Source organism: Nocardia yamanashiensis NBRC 100130, assembly GCF_001613325.1.
GTDB classification, from domain to species: domain Bacteria; phylum Actinomycetota; class Actinomycetes; order Mycobacteriales; family Mycobacteriaceae; genus Nocardia; species Nocardia yamanashiensis.
This window is the reverse complement of sequence record NZ_BDCD01000057.1, coordinates 1-15,670: the sequence shown is the minus strand read 5'-3', so window position 1 is coordinate 15,670 and position 15,670 is coordinate 1. Positions and strand designations below refer to the sequence as shown.

General features: G+C 66.8%; 17 protein-coding genes and 1 pseudogene. 8 read left to right on the top strand and 10 right to left on the bottom strand.

Annotated features, from left to right (window positions below):
- Positions 1–13: 13 nt before the first annotated feature.
- The 5 genes from NY1_RS40685 to NY1_RS40665 are packed head-to-tail and all read right to left on the bottom strand — an operon-like array spanning position 14 to position 3,955.
- On the bottom strand, positions 14–409 hold the full coding sequence (locus NY1_RS40685) for a hypothetical protein (RefSeq protein WP_067723266.1): 396 nt from the start codon (positions 407–409) through the stop codon (positions 14–16).
- Between the two features lie 24 nt (positions 410–433).
- The gene (locus tag NY1_RS40680; protein WP_067723264.1) at positions 434–976 is read right to left on the bottom strand and encodes a hypothetical protein; all 543 of its coding nucleotides are present in this window, start codon (positions 974–976) and stop codon (positions 434–436) included.
- Positions 973–2,088 (bottom strand): hypothetical protein, encoded by a 1,116-nt coding sequence (locus NY1_RS40675; RefSeq protein ID WP_067723262.1) that lies wholly within the window; start codon positions 2,086–2,088, stop codon positions 973–975. Before NY1_RS40675 ends, NY1_RS40680 begins: the two co-directional genes overlap by 4 nt.
- 50 nt (positions 2,089–2,138) lie before the next feature.
- Positions 2,139–2,540 (bottom strand): FixH family protein, encoded by a 402-nt coding sequence (locus NY1_RS40670; protein WP_067723261.1) that lies wholly within the window; start codon positions 2,538–2,540, stop codon positions 2,139–2,141.
- Positions 2,537–3,955, bottom strand: coding sequence for a DUF8832 domain-containing protein (locus tag NY1_RS40665; protein ID WP_218028572.1), 1,419 nt, complete (start codon positions 3,953–3,955; stop codon positions 2,537–2,539). Before NY1_RS40665 ends, NY1_RS40670 begins: the two co-directional genes overlap by 4 nt.
- A 181-nt stretch (positions 3,956–4,136) precedes the next feature.
- Between NY1_RS40665 and NY1_RS40660 the strand changes: the two genes are divergently transcribed.
- On the top strand, positions 4,137–5,687 hold the full coding sequence (locus NY1_RS40660) for an amino acid permease (RefSeq protein ID WP_067723257.1): 1,551 nt from the start codon (positions 4,137–4,139) through the stop codon (positions 5,685–5,687).
- Positions 5,688–5,762: 75 nt separating this feature from the next.
- On the opposite strand, the gene NY1_RS40655 is transcribed toward NY1_RS40660, so the two are convergent.
- Positions 5,763–6,533: a phosphotransferase gene (locus NY1_RS40655; RefSeq protein ID WP_067723255.1), complete on the bottom strand. Its 771-nt coding sequence runs from the start codon at positions 6,531–6,533 to the stop codon at positions 5,763–5,765.
- A gap of 43 nt (positions 6,534–6,576) precedes the next feature.
- Between NY1_RS40655 and NY1_RS40650 the strand changes: the two genes are divergently transcribed.
- On the top strand, positions 6,577–7,053 hold the full coding sequence (locus tag NY1_RS40650; protein WP_067723253.1) for an HIT family protein: 477 nt from the start codon (positions 6,577–6,579) through the stop codon (positions 7,051–7,053).
- Positions 7,054–7,068: 15 nt separating this feature from the next.
- Here NY1_RS40650 and NY1_RS40645 read toward each other — a convergent pair whose 3' ends face one another.
- Complete coding sequence (locus NY1_RS40645) at positions 7,069–7,452, bottom strand: antibiotic biosynthesis monooxygenase family protein (protein WP_067723251.1); 384 nt, start codon at positions 7,450–7,452, stop codon at positions 7,069–7,071.
- Between the two features lie 61 nt (positions 7,453–7,513).
- Between NY1_RS40645 and NY1_RS40640 the strand changes: the two genes are divergently transcribed.
- The 3 genes from NY1_RS40640 (at position 7,514) to NY1_RS40630 (ending at position 10,624) form a co-directional block, all read left to right on the top strand.
- Entirely contained in the window at positions 7,514–8,113 is a 600-nt protein-coding gene (locus NY1_RS40640) for a TetR/AcrR family transcriptional regulator (protein WP_067723250.1), read from the top strand.
- Between the two features lie 146 nt (positions 8,114–8,259).
- Entirely contained in the window at positions 8,260–10,065 is a 1,806-nt protein-coding gene (locus NY1_RS40635) for an alkyl/aryl-sulfatase (RefSeq protein ID WP_067723248.1), read from the top strand.
- Between the two features lie 145 nt (positions 10,066–10,210).
- Positions 10,211–10,624, top strand: coding sequence for a PPOX class F420-dependent oxidoreductase (locus NY1_RS40630; protein ID WP_067723247.1), 414 nt, complete (start codon positions 10,211–10,213; stop codon positions 10,622–10,624).
- A gap of 30 nt (positions 10,625–10,654) precedes the next feature.
- Here the strand turns inward: NY1_RS40630 and NY1_RS40625 are convergent, their stop codons facing one another.
- Entirely contained in the window at positions 10,655–11,512 is an 858-nt protein-coding gene (locus NY1_RS40625) for an alpha/beta fold hydrolase (RefSeq protein WP_067723245.1), read from the bottom strand.
- A 210-nt stretch (positions 11,513–11,722) separates the two neighbouring features.
- Here NY1_RS40625 and NY1_RS40620 point away from each other — a divergent pair, with 210 nt between their 5' ends.
- Positions 11,723–12,088: a VOC family protein gene (locus tag NY1_RS40620; RefSeq protein ID WP_067723243.1), complete on the top strand. Its 366-nt coding sequence runs from the start codon at positions 11,723–11,725 to the stop codon at positions 12,086–12,088.
- A gap of 55 nt (positions 12,089–12,143) precedes the next feature.
- Positions 12,144–12,917: a GNAT family N-acetyltransferase gene (locus tag NY1_RS40615; protein ID WP_067723241.1), complete on the top strand. Its 774-nt coding sequence runs from the start codon at positions 12,144–12,146 to the stop codon at positions 12,915–12,917.
- Here the strand turns inward: NY1_RS40615 and cutA are convergent.
- Both cutA and NY1_RS40605 read right to left on the bottom strand, forming a co-directional pair.
- Positions 12,898–13,233: a divalent-cation tolerance protein CutA gene (gene cutA, locus NY1_RS40610; RefSeq protein ID WP_067723239.1), complete on the bottom strand. Its 336-nt coding sequence runs from the start codon at positions 13,231–13,233 to the stop codon at positions 12,898–12,900. The genes NY1_RS40615 and cutA overlap by 20 nt on opposite strands.
- Positions 13,234–13,242: 9 nt before the next feature.
- Positions 13,243–14,472, bottom strand: a complete 1,230-nt coding sequence (locus NY1_RS40605; protein ID WP_084536310.1) for an FAD-dependent monooxygenase — start codon at positions 14,470–14,472, stop codon at positions 13,243–13,245.
- Between the two features lie 733 nt (positions 14,473–15,205).
- Between NY1_RS40605 and NY1_RS45595 the strand changes: the two are divergent.
- Positions 15,206–15,335: pseudogene (locus NY1_RS45595) on the top strand (barstar family protein); the annotation flags it as partial.
- Positions 15,336–15,670: the final 335 nt, after the last annotated feature.

Here is a 15,670-nt window from a genome sequence, read left to right as displayed (position 1 = left end):
GCGCTGGACGAGCCTATTCCCCGGTTGACCGCTGCCGGTCGATCGAATCCCACAGCCAGCGCGGGCCGACGGTGGTGGCGCCGAGTGCTTCGACGCGGGCGCGCAGGCCGCGGTCGGCGGTGACGACGGTGACCGGTGGCGAGGCTGCCGCTACGACATCGACTATGGCGTCGTCGCCGGAACCGTCGGCGTGCACGAGGCGCAGGGGAGCGAACCGCGGCTCGTTGGCGGCCGCCGCGGACTTGGCGGCGCCTTCGAGTACGACCAGGATGTGGGCGGCATCGGGGAGGTCGGTCAGATCGGTGAGCAGTCGCCGGGCCGCGCCGGCTCGGTCCCGCCACCAGCCGTCGGGTTTGGAGCCGACGACATTGGCGGTGTCCACCACGATCAGCTGTTCGGGGGTGTCCATGGATCCAGTGTCCCCGCAGCGGTTTCAGGCGAGTGCGGCGACCTGGGGTTTGGTGCGACGCCAGGCGTAGGTGAGGAAGGCGATCAAGGCCAGCAGCGGGAGGCTGCTCACGCCCCAGCTGAGGCCCAGCGGCGGGCCGGGCTGTTCCAGGACCGGGAGGGCGCGTAGTTCGCCTTCGCCGTGACCCTGCGGGCCGTCGATGGCGAAGCGGAAGATCCAGTCGCCCTGCTTGTCCAGTGAGCGCACGTCCAGGCCCCAGTCCTCGCGTTTGCGCGGATGCCGGGACAGCGGTTCGGCGCGGCGCACCTTGCCGTCGGGCTGGATCTGGGTGAGCTTGCCGGTCTTGTCGGCTATGCCGCCCTCGGGGACGAAGGTGAAATCAAGCGATTGCATTGCGCGCAAAGGCCATTCGCTGAAACCGACGGTCACGTGATACGGGCCCGCCTGCACCTGTTCGGTGTGCACGATATCGACCGGTTGATACGCGACGGCCGTCCCCGTGGCCCCGGCCAGCAGATAGACGAAGGCGAGCAGTGTCGCGGCGGTGGGGAACAGGCGGCGGATCATGCGTGGGCCTCTGCGGTCGGGGCGGTCAGGCGGAGCATGGCGCCGAAACGCCAGCCGAGGAAACCGCCGAGCGCGCCCAGGACGGCGCCGGCGACGGTGGTGGCGATGATGATCGTCGCGGCGGGGAAGCGGGCGTCGTAGACGAGGATGTTCTGCACCGGCGAGAGCCCCGCGATGAGCGCGCCGCCGACCGCACCCGCCAGCGTGGGCAGCAGCCGGGCCGCGGGCGTGCCCCGGCGCATCAGCAGATCGATGACCAGACCCACCGGCACCAGGCAGAACGGGATCAATGCCGGCGTGGTCGGGATATTGCGAAGGTGTTCGCGCAGCGGCAATCCCACCGCATCGGCATAGACGTGCGCGGCCCACGGCGCGAACCACCAGAACACGCCCTGGATCGCCGAGGCGAACGCCGCGGTGAGCGTGGCCCCGAACCGCCGGAACGCCGCGCCCGCGAGGAGCAGCAGTACCGCCATGAACGCGGTGACCGCGACCGTCCAGCGCACCGAACCCACACTGAGCCGCTGCACCGCCAGCGCGGTGACAGTACTGGAGGTCAGCAGATGCGCGAGCGAGAACACCGCGCCGATCCGGCCCCAGGTGTGCGCGCGGGCGGCGGCGAACACGATCACGGTACCGACCGAGATCACCGTGCTGGACAGGAACAATCCGATGTGCGGCGGCGAATCGATGACGGCGTCGAACCCGTACAGGCTGTGCCACCACAGATCCCACAGCCCGTACAGCAGGAACGAGGCCGCGCCCAGCGAAGCGACCATGTAGCCGAGCGGCGCGGTGAAAGTGCGCCCGAACACGCCGATTCCGGGCCCGCCGAGCGCACCGTCCACCCGCCGGCCCGCGCGTCCCGCCGCCGTGGTGGCAAGAATGACCGCGAGACTGACGAATCCGGCGATAGCGGCGCTGGCGTAGATGAACAGGTGCGGGAGCGTGAAGAAGGTGTCCGGCCCGACATCGGCGTGCCATTGGATATCCCAGGTGGAGCCGACCGCGAAGGTCATGCTGGCGGCGAACAGGATCGACGCCGGCACCCAGGGTTTGACGGTGATCGGCGGGCTCGCGGCGACGGTGTGCGTATTGGCGGTGAGGTCCATGTGCTGCTCCTGATCCTCTTTCCTTCGATTCAGTTGGCCGGCACCGAGATTCAGTTGGCCTGTACGGAGAAAGTCGCGGCGCCCGTGCCCTGCGACCCGGAGACCTGGACGGTGATCTCCCATTGGCCTGGCATCGGCAGGTTCACGGTGGCGCGGTAGTGGCCGGGCGTGACCGCGGTGGCGGTGCTGGGCGGCAGGGCGTGGCCCATCTGCGGCATGGACGGAGCGAGGGAGACCTTGTCCGGGGCGGCGGAATCGCCTTGTGCCGTCGTGATTTCGAGGTTCACGGCATTGTCCCCGGTGCGGGGATCGCCGGTGTCGAGCCGGACGTTGTAGGGGCCCGCGCTCATGCGGGACACCGCGTTCGCGCTGTCGCCGGGCCACAGCCACCAGGCCAGCAGCGCGGCTACCACCAGGACGGCGGCGGTGAGTAGTCCACGTCTCGCGGTCATCGCGTCGCCTCCGCTCGGACATCGACCGTGGCGGGCACGGTCAGCACCGAGTACCCGCGTTCGGCCTGCACCCAGACCAGATAGCGGCCGGGCAGGGGAAAGGTGAAGGTGAAAGCCACATTCGGCCCGTAGGCCGCGACCGTCTCGTCCGGCGGCTGGGAGCCGTTCCGCAGGGGCGCCATGGCGTGCGCGTGCGCCCAGATCGGGGCGGTGGCGGCGGCCGCGCCGGTGGGCGTGTTATCCGGCAGCGGGCCGACGGCGATGAGATGGCCGAGCATGCCCAGCCAGGGTTGCAGATCGGCGGGGCCGCCGAACTTGGCGGTGAGCGTGGTGGGTTCGCCGGCGATCGGATCGGTGGTGGCGAGTTCGGTGGGGGACAGGGAAGTGCCGGTACCGGAACCGGATTCGGCGGATCGGAAACTCGATCGCAGCAACTGCACGCCGCCGCCGCGCCGCGCGATCTCGGCGGCCACGGCGTATTCACCGGATTCCATGCCGCCCAGGCTGACCCGGAACTCACCCGGCGCGGTGCGCACCGGATGGCGATGCCAGAACCGCCCGGACGGCCCCACCACCATCAGATGCAGCAGGGCGTCATCGGTGATCAGCAGATCATCCACCGGGCGGCCGGTCGCCGAATCGGTCAGCGACAGGGTGATCTCACCGGTCCGGCCGTTCGCCGCGGGCGCCGATCGCACCGTCATATTCGCCGGTGGCCGTGAGTAATTCGTGGTCAAGGGCAGATCGCGCTCGGGATACGGGTTGCCGATATTGCCCGAGGTCGGATCGAGCAGACTGCCCGCCGGCCGGGGCGCCGGGGCGCGGCCCGACAGCACCGCCCCGGTGACGCCGACCGTCAGCGCGGCGATCAATGCTCCCGCGGGCAGCAGCGCCATCCACCCGCGCCGGGCCACCAGCGCCGTCCCGATCGCGACCAGTAGCAGGACGCCCGCGGCGAAGAATCCACCGTAAGCCGCACGCTCCCAAGGCATTACGACGCGTGCCGCCACCAGGAACGGAATCCGCGCCGTGCGCTCGCCATCGGAGACGGTCAACTCCCACGGCCCGGCATGATCGACCCGCAGCGTCGCCGGATACGGACCTGCCCGCTCGCCGAGTTCCACCGTGGTGGAGGACGATGCACCGCCGCTGTCCGCCGGCGTCGCCCCCAGCGTCAGCGTGCCCGCCGCGGTCCCGGTGTGCGTGACCACCTCCACCCGCAGCGGTCCCGGCTCGGCGCGCCGCACGATCACCGTCAGCTCCCGATCGCCCAGCGACTGCGCCACCGACACATCGCCTCCGCTCACCGCCCCGTCCGCGCGGGCCGGGGGAGCGGTCACCAGCATCGGCAGGCAGGCGGTGAGCACAGCCACGAGCAGGCAGGCGCGTAGGCGAGGGGTCGACGGGGGCTGCACTGTTCCTAACCTACCGAAAGACCCCGGCGCGGGAATCCCTCCGCAGAGTGATGCCGCCCGGACCCGGTCTCGGGGTAAGGTGCGCCGATTTCCACATTGGCCTGCGGTTGGTTCGCGATTACTTCACACTGATCTTCTGGCAAACGCCGTGTGAGGGCGGCGTTTTCACGCGGGAGCAAGAATGACCGAAAATCAGCGCCCATCCGCCGATGAACAACGGCTCGCCGAACTCGGATACAAACAGGAACTGGCCCGGTCCTGGTCCGGATTCTCCAACTTCGCCATCAGTTTCACCATCGTCTCCATCCTGACCGGCGGACTCGCCAGTTACGGCATCGGATTGGCCAATGGCGGGCCGATCACCATGGCCTGGGGCTGGCTGCTGGTCTCGATCATGGTGCTGTTCGTGGGCCTGGCCATGGCGGAATTGGCGTCCGCCTATCCGACCTCGGGCGGATTGTATTGGTGGGCTTCGGAATTGGGCGGGCCGATCTGGGGCTGGTTCACCGGCTGGTTCAACTTGATCGGGCAGATCGCGGTGACGGCGGCCATCGATTACGGCGCGGCCATTTTCACCACCGTGGTGCTGAATGTGATCGGTATCGATATCGGCACCGATCGCACCGCCATCTTCTTGGTGTTCGCCGCCATTCTGGTGCTGCACGCGGTGCTGAATGCGGTCGGACCGCACCTGTCGGCGCTGATCAACAATATTTCCGCCTGGTGGCACGTGGGCGGCGTGGCGATCTTCGTGCTGGTGCTGGGGATCGGCGCGGAACACCATCAGAGCGTCGGGTTCGTGTTCACCGAGACCGTGGACAACAGCGCGGTCGGCTTCGGCGGCGTGGCGTTCAGCTTCCTGCTCGGATTGCTGCACGCGCAGTACACCTTCACCGGATACGACGCCTCGGCGCACATGTCGGAGGAGACGCACGACGCGTCCCGGATGGCGGCCAAGGGGATCATCAACACCATCATCGTGTCGGCGGTGGCGGGGTATCTGCTGATCCTGGCGGTGACCTTCGCGATCCCGAATCTGGACGACGCGCTCGATCCGGCGAAGAACAGCGGTTACCCGGTCATCTATATCCTGGAGAACTCGCTGAATTCGTTCTGGTCGGGCCTGTTGCTCGTCATCGCCGCCATCGCCCAATTGTTCTGCGGCTACGCCTCGGTCACGTCCGCGTCCCGCATGCTGTTCGCGTTCAGCCGCGACGGGGCGGTGCCCGGTTCGGCATTGTGGTCGAAGCTGTCGGCGCGCAAGGTGCCGGTGAACGCGGTGCTGTTCATCTCGGTGTTCGCCTTCATCCTGTTGATCCCGTCCATGCTGGTGCCCGCCGCCAACGCCCCCACCGCGTACGCGGCCGCCACCTCGGTGGCCACCATCGGCTTGTACATCGCGTACGGCATCCCCGTGCTGCTGCGCCAGCTGCACGGCGCCCGATTCCACACCGGCCCTTGGCAACTCGGCCGCTGGTACCGCCCGATCGGCATCATCGCTCTGATCTGGATCGTGTTCATCAGCCTGCTGTTCATCCTGCCCATGGACGATCGCGGCTACCCCTGGAACGACGAATTCACCTGGAACGCAGTAAATTACGCTCCACTCACCCTGATCGCGGTCGTAGGCGCCATTGCCGTCTGGTGGTTCGCCTCCGCACGCCGCTGGTTCACCGGCCCCAAGCGCACCGTCGCCGACACCCCGGAGGCGGAGACTCCCGTCACCGGGTGAGTGACCTGGTGCGGGCCACCGGGCTGAGCCGGACCCCGCCGTGACCCGGCGGCCGCCTACCACCGGGTCCGGCCACTAGTTCACGGCCGCGGTCAATCGGTCCACGACCCCCGCCATCCCGCTTCGCACCGTCTCGTCGCCGCCCAGATCCAACCCGTGCATCACCTCGTACCACGGCCCGAGCTGATGCCAGATCAACGCGCGCCGTCGAACATCATCGGTAACCCCGTAAGCGGACGCCACCCCCTCCGCGAAAGCCTCGGGCGCCCCGAACAACGCCCACGCCAAGTCAATTGCCCTGTCCCCGACATGCGCATCCCCGAAGTCGATCACCCCGCTGACCCGCCGGCCATCGACCAGCACATGCTCCGGCCCGAGATCCCCGTGCACCACCGTGTCCGCGGGCGTCGCGGCAGCCGCATCGAGCACAGCGCCCGCTGCCGCCCGCACGCCTACCGGAACCAACGGCAAAACCTCCGACCGAAACCGGCCGACCGTCTCCACCCGATCCCGCCGAGTCTCCTCCGCCCCCGGCAACCCCCGCCGCACCGCCTCCGCCACCGGACAGCCATGCAACGCCCGCAGAAACGCCCCCACCGCCACCCCCTCCTCGACCCCGCCCTCCTCGATCGCACTCCCACGCACCAGCGCATGCCGAACCACCAACGGCTCCTCCCCGACCACCCACGGCACCGGCACCGCCAACGGCAACAACGGCGCCAGCCAAGGCATCACCCGAGCCTCCCGCCGCAACTGCCCGGCCACCTCCGCCCGCCGCGGCCGACGCTCAACCCACTCGCCATCGACCAACGCGGCGAAACTGTCCCAGCCGTCCTCGAATCCCACCTCAACCCCTTCGCATCCCGTTGGATCTACCTATCGTTGGTTCATGTGTACCGATTTCCGCGCGGACCGGATCGGCAGTGCCCTGCGCGGTGAGAATCCGACGGTTATCCGGAGACTGAACGCCGGTTTCGCCGTCATCGGTGACGTTCAATTCCTACCCGGCTATTCGGTCCTGCTCGCGGATGATCCCGCGGTGCAACGGCTGTCGGACCTGCCCGCACCCCGCCGGCGGGCATTCCTCGCCGATATGGATCGGCTGGGCGAAGCGATCGAACGCGCCTGCCGCCGCCTCGATCCGGCCTTCCGCCGCATCAACCTGGAGATCCTCGGCAACACCGACCACTTCCTGCACGCTCACGTGTGGCCCCGATTCGACTGGGAACCGGAGGATTTGGTCGGTGGGCCGGTGTGGTTGTACCCGCGGGACCGGTGGATGGACCCGCGGTATGCGCTCGGTTCCCGGCATCACGCCGTGCGGCGGGCGATCGGGGAAGAGCTGGATCTGCTCGCCGCCGGATGAGCGCGGGCGGCGGGGCTATTTACCGCCGGGCTGGACGTCGAAGACGACCTGGTAGACGCCGGGGCGGGCGGTTACGTGCAGGTCGGGGTCGTCGAGGATGGATTTGACGGAGGCCAGCCATTCGGGGTTGGTGCGGGCTTCGGCGAGGGCGTGGCCGCTTTCCCATTGGGCGACATTGACGAAGCTGATGGCGTCGCCGGCGATGGTTTTGTGCATGACGGCGCGGACGAAACCTGGTTGCTCGGACATCATCTGGGCGTTGTAGGTGCGCCAGCGGTGCAGGAACTTCTCGGATTCGTCCAGGGGGACGGAGAAGACGTTGATCATCGTCACGGGTTCGTCGACGGCTACCTCGGTCCAGGTGCTCGCCGACTGTGAACCTTGCACTGACCTTGTCATCACTCGACTCCTTCTATCGGTACGAGACTGTTTCGATAAATAACGGTACGCTCCTGGTTCGATGGGTGACAAGACGATTCGTGAAGCCGGTGGGCCGATTCCGCGTGGCGAGGCGGCGCGGCGGCGCGTGCTGCAGGCTGCGCTGGAGTTGCTGGCCGATGAAGGGCTGTCCGGTTTCACCATGGACGCGGTGGCGCAGCGGGCGCGGGCCAGTAAAGCGACGGTGTACCGGCGCTGGTCGTCGCGCACCGAACTGCTGATCGATGCCCTGCCGTTGGCGGCGCCCGTACTGGTGCCGCCCGACAGCGGGGACCTGCGGTCGGACCTACTCGAACTATTGATGGAACTGCATGCGGCACTGCGGAATCCACCGATGGCGCGAATGCTGGCGGCCTTCGTCGATGCCGCCGAACGGGATCCGGAACTGCGCAGCCTGCACGCCGATCTGACCAACCGTCAGCGCGAACCGTTCCGCCAGGTATTGGCTGCCGCCCGCACCCGCGAGGAGATCGCCGATGCGGTCGACCTGGAATTGGCCATCGACTTGCTGGCGGGACCTTTGTTCTTCCGCCGCTTCATCACCCACCACGAAACCGGCGTTGACGAGCTCGCACCGCTGGTCGACGCCGTCCTCGTCATCCTGCGGTCAGCGCCGGCCTGATTCAGAACTGGGGCGCTCCTTCGCCGGTCCCCGCCGTCAGGGTCGCAAACCGGCAAATCACCCGTGTTGGGCGATGCGCCATCCACCCCACCCCTGGAAAATCGGCGTGACCAGTACCGTAACCGAACCCGAGGAGCTGATCCGGGATGGCTTTGGACTACGAGGATCGAACCGATTTCGAGAACGCCGACCGTGGATTCATCGCGACCCTGACCCCGATGACCATCCGCGACGCGGACGGCGCGATCGTTTTCGACACCTCCGGATACGCCTTCCTGGATGGTCCGTGCCCGGACACGGTGAACCCCAGCCTGTTCCGTCAAGCCCAGCTCAATGTGAAGAACGGGCTGTATCAGGTGGTCGAGGGGATTTATCAGATTCGCGGGTTCGACATCTCGAACATGACGATCGTCGAGGGCGATACCGGCGTGATCATCATCGACCCGCTCATCTCCACCGAATGCGCGGCGGCGGGCTTGGCGCTGTATCGCGAACATCGCGGCGACCGGCCCGTCACCGGGGTCATCTACACGCATTCGCACGGTGATCACTTCGGCGGCGTCGCCGGTGTGCTCCCGGACGGGCCGGGGGAGGTGCCGATCCTGGCCCCGGCCGGATTCATGGCCGAAGCCGTCTCGGAGAACGTCTACGCCGGCAACGCCATGACCCGCCGCGCCAGCTACATGTACGCCATCGGATTGGGCCCGGCGCCCGACGGACAGATGAGTACCGGCCTGGGCATTCAGGCCTCCACCGGCACGTTGAGCCTGTATCCGCCGACGATCGACATCACCGCGACCGGGCAGCGCGAGACGGTCGACGGGGTGCCCATCGTGTTCCAGATGACGCCCGGCACCGAGGCGCCCGCGGAGATGAACTTCTACTTCCCGAACCATCGCGCACTGTGCCTGGCCGAGAACGCCACCCACAATCTGCACAACGTATTGACCTTGCGCGGTGCGCTGGTTCGCGATGCGCGGATCTGGTCGCATTACATCGACGAGGCGATCGACATGTTCGCGAGCGATTCCGATGTCGCGTTCGCCTCCCATCACTGGCCGACCTGGGGGACCGACAATCTCGTCGAATTCCTCAGCGTCCAAAGGGATTTGTACTGTTACCTGCACGACCAGACCTTGCGCCTGCTCAACCAGGGGCTGACCGGCGCCGAGATCGCCGAGCAGATCGAACTGTCACCGGGGCTGGCCGACTCCTGGAGTGCGCGTGGGTATTACGGCTCGGTCAGCCACAATGTGAAAGCCATCTACCAGCGCTATCTCGGCTGGTTCGACGGTCATCCCAGCTCGCTGTGGCAGCATCCGCCCGAGGCGGCGGCCACCCGTTACGTGCAGGCTTTCGGCGGAATCGACGCGGTGCTGGAGAAAGCCGCCGGTTTCACCCGCGACGGTGATCTGCGCTTCGCCGCGGAACTGCTCAAGCACGCGGTGTTCGCCGAACCCGGCAATGCGGCAGCCAAGAACGCGCTCGCCGAGGTCTACACCACGCTCGGCTACGGGTCCGAGAACGCGACCTGGCGCGGCTTCTATCTGATGGGCGCCAAGGAACTTCGCGACGGCATCTACCCGACCGCGCTGAACCTGGCAGGTGGTATGGCGGCGGCGCTGTCGGTCGAGCAGCTCTTCGACACCGTGGCCATTCGCGTGAACGGTCCGCGCGCCGCCGCCGAATCCTTCGTGATCGATTGGCAGTTCACCGATCTCGGCACCACCGTGCGCCTGACCCTCTCCAATGGTGCGCTCATTCGCACCGTCGACCCGCGTCGCAAGGCCGAAGTCGATCTGACCCTCACGCTCACCAAGCCTCAGCTGCTGGGGTTGCTGGCCGGGAAAGGGCTGGACGGCATCGACCAGGTCGGCGATACCACTGTGCTGCAACGACTTCTGGGCCTGCTCGAACAGCCCGACCCTGATTTCGCCATCGTCACGCCCTGACGGATGCCGCCGCCCGCGTGCCCGCCGATGCTGCGGGCACGCGTCGCTTGGATCGAAGATATAGCAACGCTAGACAACCTACCGCTCGCAGTGTTACCTTTGCTCCATCATCTAGCGCAGCTAGATTCGAGAAAGGGTAACGACCATGACCTTCACCGCCAACGAACAGCAGTTCCTCGCCGAAGCCGGAATCGGCCGCCTGGCAACGGTTTCGCCCGACGGCGTGCTGCAGAACAACCCCACCGGCTACCGCGTGAACGCCGACGGCACCATCGATATCGGCGGCATGCGCATGCGCGGCAGCCGCAAGTACCGCAATGTCGAAGCGGGCAGCCGCGTGTCGTTCGTCATCGATCAGCAGGTGTCGTTGGACCCGTACGTGATTCGCGGTATCGAGGTGCGCGGCACGGCCGAGGCGCTCCAGGACGAAGAGCCGCCGTTCCCGCCGCAGGAACGCGCCGTCATCCGCATTCGCCCCGAGCGGATCATCTCCTGGGGTATCGACGGCGGATCGTTCGATTTCGCCGGCCGCAGCGTCGAAAGCTCCACTTCGGCATGACCATCGACGGCCGCTGACGGCGATGCTCGGTTACCTGGCGAGCATCGCGGCGGCGACCCGATCGGCCGCATCGCGGCGCAGGGCGGTCCCCATCTCGTCGAGTACGAGCAGCACCGCCCCGGGAATCTCGGCGGCGAGCGCCTCGCCATTGCCGACCGGGAAGAACGGATCCGCGCGACCGTGCACCACGAGCGTCGGCAAATCGAGCTCACCGAGCCGCTCCCGCCAGCGCGGGGCGCAATCGATCCGGGAGAACACCATTCCGAGCTGGTTCGCCTGATGCACGGCGGGATCATCCGACGGTGTCCGGTCCCAGACCCGAACCGCCACGGCCCGCGCCTCCTCCGGAACATTACCCAGCAACTCGGCTCCGGAGGCCGCGAATGCCCCCACCGCATCCCGATCGGTCCAATCCGGCATCGGATGCGAAAACAGCACCCCCAGCACCGACATGTCATGGTCCGGCAGATCCGCGTCGACGGGCCCCGGAGCCACCGCCCGCGTCCCGACCAAAGTCAACGCGGAGAACGCCTCCGGATGCTCCAGCGCCGCCACCTGAGCAACCATCCCGCCGACCCCCACCCCGCCGAGATGCGCCCTCTCGGCTCCGAGCGCCTCGACCAACGCCGCCGCATCATCGGCGAGATCGCGCAGATCATAGGCCGGACGCTCCGGATCGATGGTCGTAGAAGCCCCGGAATCCCGCAGGTCACACCGCACCACGCGCCGCCCACCCGCCGCCAGCCGCTCGCAAAGACTGTCCGGCCAAGACAACATCGTGGTCCCCCCGACCAGCAGCACCAGCGGATCCTCCACCCGCCCGAAGCCCTCGACCCCCAGATCCACCCCATTCACCCGAACCACACCCGCCCGAACCGATCCCACCATGCCGCACTCCTGCCTTGTCGATAGCCCTGGAGGTACAGACGACCGCACGACCCGAAAGTCATCGGCGCAATCGCGTGCCCTCTACGCACGCGCAATGAACTCGGCTCGAGCTCGATGACCGGAGTGAAGATTCGCGGACCTACGGTGAAGTCCACCGATTGTTCCGATTCGTACAAGCGATCTCCGTGCCTCACCCGCCAAGATCATCACATGATCGAACGCATCCACCCCTACATCGATGGTGACGATTCCGCCGCTTTCGCGGAGTTCTACTCCGGCGTCTTCGGACTCGAAGTTGCCATGGAGAGCCCCGTTCTGGGGCTGCGCGCACCCGGCAACCCGGCGGCGCAGGTCATCGTACTGCGGCCTGGAACCGAAACTCCCACGCCGCGATTCGGGATCGACATGGGCGATCCGGCACTGGTCGATGCTGCTTACGCCGAGGCGATTCAGCGGGGAGCGAAAGTCGTCTATCCGCTGACGGACGAACCGTGGGGTGTGCGTCGGTTCTTCGTCGAGGATCCGGGCGGCACCGTGATCAATGTGCTGGCGCATATCGAGGCGATGGGTGGCTGATCGACCATGCGCGGCTAGGGTTCACTTCCACACCCACCCTGAGAAGGAACGGACGATGACCTCACCGGGCAACCGGCAGCGCTACCTCGACGCGGTAACCACGTATATCGCAACGCATTTGGTGCGAGCGCAGGAATCCGGCACGGATGGCGCATCCAGCTGGTTCCGTACCGGTGCCCCCAGCGACGAACTCAACGGAGTCCTGCGGCTCGGCGGTGACCTGTCGCTCGAGATGAAGCGGTTGCGGGAGTTGTTCGGCGAAACCCCCTCGTCATGGCACTTCTGGCCGGAAATCGATCCGCCGGAGCTTCCCGACCTGCTGACCCGAAACGGTCTCGCCCACTTCGAAACCGAGCCGCTCATGGTCCACACCGGCAACGACGAGACCGCGCCCCCCGAACTCCACCGATCCGAACTAGCGCAAATCGAGGAAGTCACCGACGAACCCGGCCTCGCACAATGGGCAGCCGTCTGGTCAGGCATCCCCGATTCCAACGCGCTGATCCCCGGCCTGTGCCAGGGCATGGAACTCGCCTCAACCCGCTACCTACTATGGCGTGAGCACAGCGAAACCCTCGGCTGTGCGGCTGTAGTAACCAGCACCGCAGGCTCATCGATCGAACACATCGTCACCCGAGCCGACCACCGCGGCCGCGGAATCGGCACCGCCCTCACCCAACAAGCCCTCGCCCTGGCACTCGAAGCCGGAACAAACCGAATAATTCTCACCGCCTCCCCCGACGGCGAATCGATCTACCGCCGCCTCGGATTCGTCACCGTCGGCCGCGTCGACCGCTACGCACGCAGCCCTATTCCGTTGCAGCCGTGACCTTTTCGACCCAATCGGCATAGCTGTCGATTGCCCACTCGATCGGCGAAGCGACGATCTCCGGCACGGGTGCCCAGGGGTGCAGCTCCAGCACCCGCGCTGCGAGCCGGTCACGAAGCCCCGCAGCGGTTCTCAGGGTCACCCGCCACTCCTGGCCCTCACCGAGTTCGTCGTTGTGCCAGAACACGGAGAAGGCCGGACCCGTCACCTCGGCTCCGGCCGCCAGCCGTTCGGCCACCATGATCCGGGCGATCTGCTTCGCGTCCTCCTCGGTCGGAGTCGTCGAGGTAACGGACCACACCCTTGCGACTGTCATACCCGAACCCTAGGCCCCGGAGTCCGGCACCCCCGCGTAGTCGGGCAATTCGATGCCGTTGAGGGCGCGGCCGACGAGGTCCATGAACCAGTCGCCGGTGAAGTCGGGGGCCGGTTCGGAGTCGGGGGTGGGGAGGTCTCGGCTGCGGGCGTTCAGGCGGCCGATTTCCTGGTTGGCTTCGACGAAGGGGCGCATGCGGTCTTCGTAGCGGGCGTAGCCGAGTTCGGGATCCCAGCCGGCGGCGGCGAGTTCGCCGGCGAGGATGTAGGCGCCGACGAGGGCCAGGCCGGTGCCTTGGCCGGACATGGGGGAGGAGCTGAAGGCGGCGTCGCCGAGTAGGGCCACGCGGCCGTCGGACCAGCTGTCCATGACCACCTGGGCGACCTGGTCGAGGTAGAAGTCGGGGGTGTCGTCCAGGTGGGCGAGGATGGCGGGGGTCAGCCAGCCGAGGCCTGCCATGCGTTCCCGGAGCAGTTGTTTCTGGGCGGGGATGTCGCGGTAATCGACGTCGAATTCGCCCGCGGTGAAATAGAACATGGACATGGCGCGGGTGGCGTCCTGGATGGGGCGGAGCAGAGCGGTCCGGCCGGACTCCTGATATTCGAGAAGCCAACGGTCCAAACCGAATTCGTTGGGCACGCTATAGAAGGCCAGCACGTGCCCGAGGTGACGCAGGTACTTCTCGTGCGGACCGAAAACCATGGCGCGCAAGGCGGAATGCAGGCCGTCGGCACCGATCACCAAATCGAAACGCCGCCGACTGCCGCTCGCGAAAACCACGTCAACCCCGCTCGCATCCTGGGTGAGCCCGTCGATCCGGTCACCGAAGACGTATTCGACATCCTCGCGGGTGTCGTCGTAAAGCACACGCGAAAGGTCGCCACGCAGAATCTCGATCTCCGCGATATACCCGTCCGCATCGGCCGGAAACGTCTCCAGCACCTCGCCGTTCTCATCCACCGTGTACGCGCCGGCGGTATCGGTGCACGCCGCACGAACCGTCGCACCAAGCCCCATCCGCTCGATCACGTCCTTGGCCACACCCCGCGCATCCACCGCCTGCCCGCCGGGCCGCAACTCGGGCGCACGCTCCACCACCGTCACCTCGGCACCCCGCCGATTAAGCCAGTGCGCCAAAGCAGGTCCCGCGATGCTCGCCCCCGCCACCAGCACCCGGGGTTTTGCCGCCCTCGCACCGGCCGCGTTCTGCTGCTCTCGTGTGGATTCGTCGACGCTCATCACTGCCTCCATGTGTTCCTCCCGCACTGGAACCGTCCAGCACAGATCCCCGGTGTGGGTGCATTCAGCCGTATCGACTACCGATCGACGCGAAATTCATCGGTCCCGCCGAAAAACGTGGCTCTGCCAGGCGGGTGGTTGCACTGATGGACAGTGTCACACTTGTCGGCGTAGTTCCTGTTCAAGAGTTCGAAGGGATACATCGTTGGCGTCGGTCGATCATTGGGGGCTGGGAGCGTGCACCCTCATCGGTGACGACGATGACGATCATTGGGGGACGGTCCTCGATGTCCGGGGACTCTTCGCGGCTCGTGACTCGGGCGATCGTCGCGAGATCCAGCTGCTGGGCTGTGATCCGCGCGGCAAGCTGCGAAAAGGTTTGGGCTCCCAACGCGCCGGTGGTTTCGAAGCCGGCAACGCGCATCTCGACATTCTCGATCGGGACGGCATCGCAATGGGCTCGTACTTCCTTTCCGGCCTGACGGTCACCACGGTGCGGACTTCGCAGCTGGGACCGGGTTTGGTCGATCTCGCTGGGATGGTGTGGTGCGACCTCGCGCTGCCGGGATCCGGTCGGATCTGGAATCGGATCCGCGTGGGCGAACTGAATCGGCTGGGCATGTGGCGTGATCTCGATACAGACGGCAGGCGAGCGTGGCTGTCCGTAGCTTTGCTCTCCAACAGTTACCGGCGTCGCGGCAGGCCGGATTCCGCTGCAGGACAAGTGTTCACGATGGATCCGACCGGGATCGCCGATATCGACGGCTTCTACTGTGCGCTGGGTGAAGCAGTCAATGGCCCCGGCGGCTATTTCGGCTGGAATCTCGATGCGCTGGAGGACTGCTTGCGTGGCGGATGGGGAGCGGCCAATCCGTTTACGTTGAGGTGGCCGCGCTCGGAATCCGCTCGCGCGAGTTTGGCGGTCCCTTTGGCCGAGGGATCCGGGCAGACCGTTCTCGATGTGCTGCTGGAGATCTTTCGCGACAACCGCATCGAGTTGCTCTTCGGCTAATCGTCTGCCCGGCGCCGGCCCGGGTGCAACCATTAGTACGTAATCCTCGGTTGGCACGATTCGGCGTCCGATGACGCTTCGGGGTCGGTGGGTGGTCATGAATGGTGCAGTGCGGGTGGGGGACCGGGGGGTTGCTTTGGTTACGGGGGCGGCCAGCGGGTTGGGGGAGGCGGCGGCTCGGCGGCT